The following is an 8,620-nucleotide window of genomic DNA, read 5'->3' on the forward strand; positions in this document are numbered from 1 at the left end:
GAGGTCCTCGATCAGGGCGGGGCGGTGGGCAGGTGGCGGACCCGTCCCACCGCGACCGACCTACGGCGTGACCGTCCGCCGTACTTCCCGCGCCTGGAACCGCCGGTCGCCGGAGTAGGTGACGACCAGCCGGGTGGCCCTGGGCTTGAGCGGCTGGCCGCGGCCGAACCAGATCGGCTTGTCGAGGTCGCGCAGTCGGCGCTCGACGGTGCGCCCGCCGATGGTGAGCGAGACGCTGCCGGTCGGCTCGGCGCCGATGCCGTCGGGGCTGGTGACGGAGACCTTGGCGCGCAGCCGGCCGCCCCGGCGGCGGGTCTTGACCTGCAGGTCGACGGGAGACTGGACCCGCCCGCCCTCGGCGACCTCGACGACCGGGTCGCGGCCGGGGGCCTGGGTGGTGACGCGCACGGAGATCCGGCTGCCGAGGTCGGCCTCGCGGCAGAGGTAGCGCCAGGTCGTGGCGCCGGCGACCGGGCTGCCCTCGCGCAGCCACTGGTAGCGCGAGCGCGCGCCCTCGGGGTCGTAGCGGCCGGCGACCACCTTGAGCCCGCGCCCCACGACGGCGGCGCCGGCGACGTCGGCGGGCTGCTGCACGACGACGTTCGAGGGCTCCGGGGGCTTCGTCATCAGCTCGTGCGCCCGGGCCCGGATGTCGGGGAGCCTGCGGTAGAGGTTCGAGCCGGGGCAGGACGTGTCGTTGGTGTCGCGGTGCCCGTCGATGACGCGCAGCGTGGCCATCGCGCCGGAGCGGTACTTGTCCGAGCCCTCCGAGCGCACCGTCGTACGTCCCCGGGCCTTGCGGCCGTGCAGGTCGAGCTTCCAGGCGGCCACCGCGGCGACGCCACGGACGACCGCGTCGGGGGCCTGGACCTGCTCGTAGTTGCCGATCGCGGCGATGCCGCAGGAGTCGGAGTTGAAGCCCAGGGTGTGCGCGCCGCGCACGTTGCGGGCCACGCCGCCGGCGCGGCCCTCCCAGATCCGACCGAACTTGTCGACCAGGAAGTTGTAGGCGAGGTCGGACCAGCCGAGGCTCTTGGTGTGATAGCGGTAGAAGCCGCGGATCAACGCCGGGACGTCGGTGCGGGAGTAGTCGTTGCCGCTGGCCGTGTGGTGCACGTGCACCTGCTCGATCGTCGACTCGTAGCTCGGCCGGCCGTTGCGCCACGACTCCTCGGCGCCCCAGCGCGCGCGGGAGTTGATCTCGGGTCGGGGTGCCTGCACGTCGTCGGCGGCGGTGGAGCGCGCCGCGGTGATCCCCATCTCGTCCTCGGGACGGGAGGCGGGGTGGAGCAGCACCAGCCGCATCCCCGGGGGTACGGCGCCGGCGACCCGGACCTGGACCGACCGGCTCGGGCCGACCCACCAGGCCGCGGTGCCGTGCCGGTCCGCGCGCCACGCGTCGGACTCGGGTCGGTCCTCCAGGACCGGCATCCGGGTCCAGTCGGTCCAGCCGTCGCTGCGACGGGCCCGGGCCCACACCTGGGGCGAGGCGTCGCCGCGCCAGGTGACGCCGACCATCGAGTAGAGCGAGGTCGGCAGGGCGTCGGTCTCCCGCACGCCGCCACGGGCCGCGCCCAGCTCGAGCGGGACCTCGAGCGCCGCGATGTCGGACCCGTCGTCGGCCGAGAGGACCAGCGCGCCGCCGGGGCGGTCCGCGGGGCCGTCGTCGTGCTGGGTCAGGCGCACCGCGGTGCCGACGGCGCCGACGCCCACCGCGGCGGCGACGCCGGCCTTGGCGAGGGTGCGGCGACTGGTCGGGGTACGGGGGGTCGGCTCAGTCACGTCCCGCATGGTCGCAAGACCGACCGGGTGATCGTGGGAGGTCGCCCGCGTGGCGGGTGTGACGTGTGGGGTCAGTGGGATCCGACCCGGGCGGGGCCGAGGGCACCGGGGACGGCCCACGCCGAGGCCCCCGGGGCAGCCGAGACCCGCACCGCGGCGCCGACCGGGGCGGCCTCGTGGGGCGGCAGCTCGACCTCGACCGCATGGCTCGGGCCGGCCGCCGCAGCGGTCTACCGGCGGTGCCGCCGCCGAGGACGAGCAGGTTCCACACCTGGTCGGGGAGCCGGTCGCGGTCGGGGAGGCTGCTCAGCGGGCCATCATGGCCGGGCCGGGGAAGCGGAGCGGTCCAGCGGTGCTGGACGACGTGATGTGGAACACGTTCTAATTCGGCCATGCACGACACCAGCGCACCCGTCCGCAGCCGCGGGGCCTCGCTCGCCATCGTCACGGTCCTCTACGTCGTGGCGGTGGCGGCGGCCCTGGCCTGGCTCGAGCTCGGCCCGGACACCGAGTGGCTGCTGCTCGACACGCCCCTCGCCGACCTGGTCGCGACGCTGGTGGTGTTCGCGGGCAGCCGGGTCGTGCGCAACTCCTCCTGCTACGACGCCTACTGGTCGGTCATCCCGCCGCTGCTGGCCGTCTACTGGTGGCTCGAGCGCGACCCCGGCGCGGACGGCGTGCGCTACGCGCTGCTCTCCGTCGTGCTCTGGCTCTGGGCGGTCCGGCTGACCGCCAACTGGGTCTACTCCTGGCCGGGCCTGCACCACGAGGACTGGCGCTACCCGCTGCTGCGGGACAAGAACCCCGCGATGGCGGTGCCGGTCGACCTCATGGCGATCCACGTCCTCCCGACCCTCCAGGTCTTCGCCGCGATGGTGCCGGTCTACTACGTGACCCGCTCCGACCGGGCCTGGGGCGCGCTCGACGTCGTGGCGCTGGTGGTCGGCGTGGGCGCCGTGCTGCTCCAGCTGGTCTCCGACACCCAGCAGCACCGCTTCGCCCGCACCAAGCAGCCCGGCGAGTCGCTGACCACCGGGCTGTGGGCGTGGTCGCGGCACCCGAACTACCTCGGCGAGATCCTCATGTGGACCTCGCTGGCGCTCTTCGGGCTCTCCGCCGCGCCCGAGGTGTGGTGGTGGCAGGTCCTCGGGGTGGTCGCGATGGTGGCGATGTTCCTGGGGGCGAGCATCCCGATGATGGAGCAGCGCAGCCTCGAGCGGCGCCCGGGCTACCAGGACGTCATCGACACCGTGCCGATGCTGCTCCCGCGCCCGCCGCGCCGTGGCTAGCGGCGGCCCGGCCCGGACCCGGGTCCTGGTCGCCGGGCTCGGCGACACCGGCGTCCTCGCCGCGGGCGCGCTGGCGCGGCACCGCGACCTCGCGGTCACCGGCGTCTCGCCGACGACCGGGCTGGTCAGCGGCCAGGAGCTCGGGCTGCGACTGCGCGACCCCGACGCCTGGTCGCGCGACTACCGGATCGCCTACCGCTCCTTCCGCCGTCTCGACCCCGTCGACGTGGTCCACGGGCGGCTGGTCTCGGCCGACCTCGACGCCCGCGAGGTCACCGTCGAGCACGCCGACGGCACCACCGGCACCCTCGGGTGGGACGTGCTGGTCGTCGCGACCGGCGTCGCCAACGGGTTCTGGCGCTCCGACGGGCTGCGCGACGACGCGGCGGTCGCCGCCGACCTCGCCGCCCGGCACGCCCAGGTCGCGGCAGCCGCCACGGTCGCCGTGGTCGGGGGCGGCGCGGCCGCGGTGTCGGCGGCGTACAACCTCGCGGTGCGCTGGCCCGACAAGCAGGTCTCGCTGTGGTTCCCCGGCGAGCGGGCGCTGCCGCAGCACCACGGCCGCACCTGGGCAGGGGTACGCCGGCGGCTGGAGGCGGCGGGGGTCGCGCTGCACCCCGGCCACCGTGCGGTGCTGCCGGAGAGTGACGAGCCGTGCCCCGGTCCGGTGCGCTGGAGCACCGGCCAGCCCGACGCCCCCGCCGACCTCGTGGTCTGGGCCGTGGGGCGGGTGCGCCCGCACACCGGCTGGCTGCCGGCCGAGGTGCTCGACGAGCAGGGGTTCGTGCGGACCGGGCGCGACCTGCGGGTGCCCGGCACCGACCGTGTCTTCGCGATCGGCGACGTCGCCGCGACCGACCCGCTGCGCTCGACCGCACGCAACTTCGCCCACCCGGTGCTGGTGCGTAACGTCCGCGCCCACCTCGCGGGCGAGCCGCTGCGCGAGGTCGCGCTGCCCGCACGGCGCTGGGGCTCGGTGCTGGGGCTGCAGCGCAGCGGCCTCGAGGTCTTCGACAAGGGGGGCCGGGCGTTCCGGGTCCCGCGCGCGGTCGTCGACCGGGCGCTGCAGCCGCTCGTGGTGAAGCGGGGGATCTACGGCGGGGTGCGGCGCGGCTGAGGGGTCGCTCAGGCGTCGGGCAGGGCGATGTCGAAGACCTTGTGCAGCCCGGTCATCGTGAGGACCCGCCGCGGCTGGGTGTCCCCGCAGACCAGCACCAGGCCGGTGCCGCGCGAGGTGAGCCAGCGTCGGGCGGCCACCAGCGCGCCGATGCCGACCGAGTCCAGGAAGGTCACCCGCGCGAGGTCGACGACCACCAGCGGAGCGCCCACGACCTCGGGGTCGAAGAGGGCCTGGCGCAGCTCCGGGGCGGTGCGGACGTCGATCTCGCCGGAGCAGACGACGACGGTCCGGTCGGGGTGCTGGACGACCTCGAGGAAGACGTCCTCGGGGGCGGGGGTGCTGGTCACTGGACTCCTGCTACTGGGGGAACGCCCAGGATGGCGCGGTGTCCGGGAGCGGGGATATACCCCTCGGGGCGAAGTCCGTCATGGTGGCCGTCACCGGGGCAGGAGTGCGAGGACCTGCTCGACCAGCGCCTCGGGCGGGAGGGCGACGTCGACGCGGACCCCGGCCTCGTCCGGCTCCAACGGCTCGAGGGTCGCCTGCTGGGAGGCCTGCAGGGAGGCGGGCATGAAGTGGCCGCGGCGCGCGGCCTGGCGCTCGGCCACCAGCGCGGGGTCGCCGTCGAGGTGCACGAACCACGTGGACGGGGCGTGCGCGCGCAGCCGGTCGCGGTAGGAGCGGCGCAGCGCCGAGCACGCCGTCACGCCGCCCTCGGGGTGCGCGGCCAGCCAGGCGCCGACCGCGTCCAGCCACGGGCGACGGTCCTCGTCGGTCAGCGGCTCGCCCGCACGCATCCGGTCGACGTTGGCCGCCGGGTGCAGGTCGTCACCGTCCACGAACGGCACGTCGAGCCGGGCCGCCAGGGCGGACCCGATGGTCGACTTCCCGCTCCCGGAGACACCCATCACCACGAGGAGCACGGTCGGCCGGCCGGGTGTGCGGCTCAGGACGGCGCGCCGGCGGGAGCAGCGGCCAGCGGGGCTCCCGGGCCGTCCAGCACCCGGCGGAGCTGGTCGGTCAGGGACTCCAGCTCCACGGCGTACGACTCCGGCGGGCGGCGGCGCGCGCGCAGCTCGCGACCCAGCGACATCGCCTGCAGGCGGGCCCGGGCGGACGTGGCGGGATCGACCCGCTCGACGCGTGTCGCCGTGCGCTCGAAGTCCAGGCGAGCCGCGGTCGCGCGCGCATCGCCGGAGACGTCCTTCAAGAAGTCCACTGTGGTCCACCCCTCCCGGGTCCCTGTCCGTGTCGCTGGCCCCGGGATCGCCGGGGCGAGGGCAAGCGTAGGTCCTGGGCGGCCGGTTGCGAGCACCGGCGAGGTGAACAGGAAGACTGCCTCCCCGTGACCTCCGCCGCACCCGCAGCCAGCACCTCCGCGACGCCCGTCGAGCAGCCCTTGCGGGCGCTGTGGCGACGCCACCAGCAGCACCGTCCGCGCCTGGTCGCCGCGGTGGTCGCCTCGACGGTCAACAAGGTCGCCGACGTCATGCCCGAGTTGCTGATCGGCGCGGCGGTCGACGTGGTCGTCCGGGGCCAGGACTCGCTGGTCCAGCAGGTCCTCGGCGTCGACTCCCGCTACGCGCAGCTGGCCTGGCTGGCGGTCATCAACGTGGTGGTCTGGGTGGTCGAGTCGCTATCGCAGTACGTCGCCGACGTGCTGTGGCGCGGGCTGGCGCAGTCGGTCGAGCACGAGCTGCGGGTGGCGGCGTACGACCACGCGCAGCACCTGCACCTGGGCTGGCACGAGGCCCGGTCGTCGGGGACGACGCTCGCCACGCTCAACGACGACGTGAACCAGCTCGAGCGGTTCCTCGACGTGGGGGCGCCGGCGATCCTGCAGACCTTCCTCAACGTCGTGCTGGTCGGGGCCGTCTTCGCGTTCGCCTCGTGGCAGCTGTGGCTGCTGGCCTTCCTGCCGATCCCGCTCATCGTCGTCGGGTCGCTGGTCTTCCAGCGCCGCCTCGAGCCGCTCTACGCCCGGGTGCGGGAGACCGTCGCCGACCTCTCGGGCGTGCTCTCGGCCAACCTCGGCGGGCTGGCCACGATCAAGGCCTTCACCGCCGAGGACCGCGAGCGCGAGCGCGTCGAGGAGGCCTCCCTGGCCTACCGCGCCGCCAACGTCGCGGCGATCCGCTCCTCGGCAGCCTTCGTGCCGCTGGTGCGGATGGCGATCCTCGCCGGCTTCACCTGCACCCTGCTGCTCGGCGGCTGGGCGACGCTGCGCGGGGACCTGGAGGTCGGGCTCTACTCCGTGCTGGTCTTCATGACGCAGCGACTGCTGTGGCCGCTGACCGAGGTGGCCACCGTCCTGGACCTCTACCAGCGGGGCCGCGCCTCCACCGCCCGCATCCTGGCGCTGCTCGCCGAGCCGGTCGAGGTGCCCGCCGGCAGCGCCGCCCTGGCGCGGCCGGTGCGGGGTGCCGTCGAGCTGCGCGGCGTGCGGGTGGGGTACGCCGAGGGGCCCGACGTCCTGCACCACGTCGACCTCGTGGTGCCGGCCGGCGAGACCCACGCGCTGGTCGGCTCGACCGGCTCCGGCAAGTCCACGCTGCTGCGGCTGCTGCTCCGTTTCGACGACCCCCGGACCGGCCAGGTGCTGCTCGACGGCCAGGACGTGCGCGACCTGGACTGGGACTCCCTGCGCGGCTCGATCGGGTACGTCGCCCAGGACGTCTACCTCTTCGCCGGCACCATCGCCGACAACATCGCCTACGGCCGGCCCGACGCCACCCGCGAGGAGGTGCGGGCCGCGGCCGAGGCGGCGGCTGCGCTGGAGTTCGTCGACCGGATGCCCGACGGGCTCGACACCCTCGTCGGTGAGCGGGGCGTCACGCTGTCCGGGGGCCAGCGGCAGCGGCTCGCCCTGGCGCGGGCGCTGCTGCGCGACCCGGCCGTGCTGGTGCTCGACGAGGCCACCAGCGCCGTGGACAACGAGACCGAGGCCGCGATCCAGCGCTCGCTGCGGGTGGCGACCCAGCACTGCACCGCGGTGGTCGTGGCGCACCGGCTCTCGACCGTGCGCCACGCCCACCGCATCCACGTCCTCGACGCGGGCCGGGTCGTGGAGTCCGGCACCCACGACGAGCTGGTCGCCCTCGACGGCGCCTACGCCGCGCTGTGGCGCGTGCAGACCGGGGACGCCGAGGACCGGGACCTCACGCCCTGAGGGCGTCGGCCACCCCGCCGGGTGTCGCACCGCGGCGCGGCGCCGGGTTCGCTCGTGACATGAGGCACCCGTTCGCGTTCTCGCGCGCCCACCTTCTCCCTGCCGCCGCGTTCGGAATCCGGCCGCGCACCGCCTGGGTGGAGGTCGTCGCCGCCCGGCTCGAGGTCCGCTACGGCCCGTGGCGGCTTGGCACCGCGGTGGACAACGTCGTCTCCGCCACGCGGACCGGCGGGTTCTCGTGGCTCAAGACCGCCGGCCCTCCGCACCTGTCCTTCTCCGACCGAGGCGTCTCGTTCACCCCGAACAGCGACGACGCCCTGTGCCTGGTCTTCCGGGAGCCGGTGCGTGCCATCGACCTCACCGGCCTGACGCCGCTGCGCCATCCCGGGGCGACCCTGGGAGTGGCGGAGCCCGACCGGCTGCTGGCCGACCTGAGGTCGGCAGGAGCCCCCGTGTGAGCCGAGCTCCTCGGCGAGCCCCGCCGGCCCATCTCCCACGTCGGCTGGGTCCTGGGGCCACCCCGCAGCCGTGGGACCGGCGCTCGTGGGGATCCGCGCTCGGGGAGACTGGTCCCGTGGAGACCGGAGCGGGAGCGACGTCGTGAGGACGCTGGTGACGGGGGGAGTCCGCTGCGGCAAGTCCCGGCACGCCGAGCAGCTGCTGGCCACCGCGGCCGGTGCCGGCCCGGCGGCGTACGTCGCCGCGGGACCCGTCCCGAGCGGGGAGGACGACCCGGACTGGGCCGCCCGGGTCGCCGCGCACCGGTCCCGTCGCCCCCACACGTGGACGACCCACGAGTCAGGTGACCTGCTCGCCGCCCTCGCTCCCGGCGTGCCGGTGCTGGTCGACTGCCTGGGCACCTGGCTGACCCGACTGCTGGACGAGGCCGGCGCCTGGGAGTGGTCCACCGACCGGCTCGAGGACCTGGTCGCCGCCGAGCTCGACCGGCTGCTGCCCGCGCTGGAGACCGCGAGCGCCGACGTCGTGCTGGTGACCAACGAGGTCGGCTGGGGCGTGGTCCCCGCCCACCGCTCCGGACGGGTCTTCCGCGACCTGCTCGGCACCGTGAACCAGCGGGTCGCCTCCGGCTGCGACGAGGTGCACCTGGTGATCGCCGGCCGGGTGCTGGTGCTCTAGGTGTACTGACCACGGACGTTAGGTACGGCGTGCCTGCTGGACGATGACGAAGACCTCCGGGTGAGGTGTGAAGCGACCAAGCATCCACTCGCTCACGAAACTCCGGAGGTCTTCGTGTCTCAC

General features: G+C 75.0%; 9 protein-coding genes. 5 read left to right on the forward strand and 4 right to left on the reverse strand.

Translation table 11 applies throughout. From position 1 onward, the window contains the following. Window positions 1–60: 60 nt before the first annotated feature. Window positions 61–1,782: an N-acetylmuramoyl-L-alanine amidase gene (locus tag ACYVID_RS17295; protein ID WP_460739184.1), complete on the reverse strand. Its 1,722-nt coding sequence runs from the start codon at window positions 1,780–1,782 to the stop codon at window positions 61–63. Between the two features lie 392 nt (window positions 1,783–2,174). Between ACYVID_RS17295 and ACYVID_RS17300 the strand changes: the two genes are divergently transcribed. Further along, window positions 2,175–3,071 carry a DUF1295 domain-containing protein gene (locus tag ACYVID_RS17300; protein ID WP_460739186.1) on the forward strand — a complete coding sequence of 299 codons (897 nt, stop codon included), beginning with the start codon at window positions 2,175–2,177 and terminating at the stop codon, window positions 3,069–3,071. Further along, window positions 3,064–4,188, forward strand: coding sequence for an FAD-dependent oxidoreductase (locus ACYVID_RS17305; protein WP_460739188.1), 1,125 nt, complete (start codon window positions 3,064–3,066; stop codon window positions 4,186–4,188). Before ACYVID_RS17300 ends, ACYVID_RS17305 begins: the two co-directional genes overlap by 8 nt. Window positions 4,189–4,196: 8 nt before the next feature. On the opposite strand, the gene ACYVID_RS17310 is transcribed toward ACYVID_RS17305, so the two are convergent. From ACYVID_RS17310 to ACYVID_RS17320, 3 genes are all read right to left on the reverse strand, one after another. Continuing rightward, window positions 4,197–4,538: an STAS domain-containing protein gene (locus ACYVID_RS17310; RefSeq protein ID WP_460739190.1), complete on the reverse strand. Its 342-nt coding sequence runs from the start codon at window positions 4,536–4,538 to the stop codon at window positions 4,197–4,199. Window positions 4,539–4,628: 90 nt separating this feature from the next. Next, window positions 4,629–5,114: a gluconokinase gene (locus ACYVID_RS17315; RefSeq protein ID WP_460739191.1), complete on the reverse strand. Its 486-nt coding sequence runs from the start codon at window positions 5,112–5,114 to the stop codon at window positions 4,629–4,631. A gap of 23 nt (window positions 5,115–5,137) precedes the next feature. After that, window positions 5,138–5,410, reverse strand: a complete 273-nt coding sequence (locus tag ACYVID_RS17320; protein ID WP_460739193.1) for a hypothetical protein — start codon at window positions 5,408–5,410, stop codon at window positions 5,138–5,140. Between the two features lie 126 nt (window positions 5,411–5,536). Here ACYVID_RS17320 and ACYVID_RS17325 point away from each other — a divergent pair, with 126 nt between their 5' ends. The 3 genes from ACYVID_RS17325 to ACYVID_RS17335 all read left to right on the forward strand — a co-directional run bounded on the left by ACYVID_RS17325 (window position 5,537) and on the right by ACYVID_RS17335 (window position 8,497). Further along, window positions 5,537–7,360 carry an ABC transporter ATP-binding protein gene (locus ACYVID_RS17325; RefSeq protein ID WP_460739195.1) on the forward strand — a complete coding sequence of 608 codons (1,824 nt, stop codon included), beginning with the start codon at window positions 5,537–5,539 and terminating at the stop codon, window positions 7,358–7,360. A 59-nt stretch (window positions 7,361–7,419) separates the two neighbouring features. Further along, window positions 7,420–7,818 carry a hypothetical protein gene (locus ACYVID_RS17330; RefSeq protein ID WP_460739196.1) on the forward strand — a complete coding sequence of 133 codons (399 nt, stop codon included), beginning with the start codon at window positions 7,420–7,422 and terminating at the stop codon, window positions 7,816–7,818. 154 nt (window positions 7,819–7,972) lie between these two features. Then, on the forward strand, window positions 7,973–8,497 hold the full coding sequence (locus tag ACYVID_RS17335; protein WP_460739198.1) for a bifunctional adenosylcobinamide kinase/adenosylcobinamide-phosphate guanylyltransferase: 525 nt from the start codon (window positions 7,973–7,975) through the stop codon (window positions 8,495–8,497). Window positions 8,498–8,620 lie beyond the last annotated feature (123 nt).

The organism is Nocardioides ginkgobilobae (genome assembly GCF_054781275.1).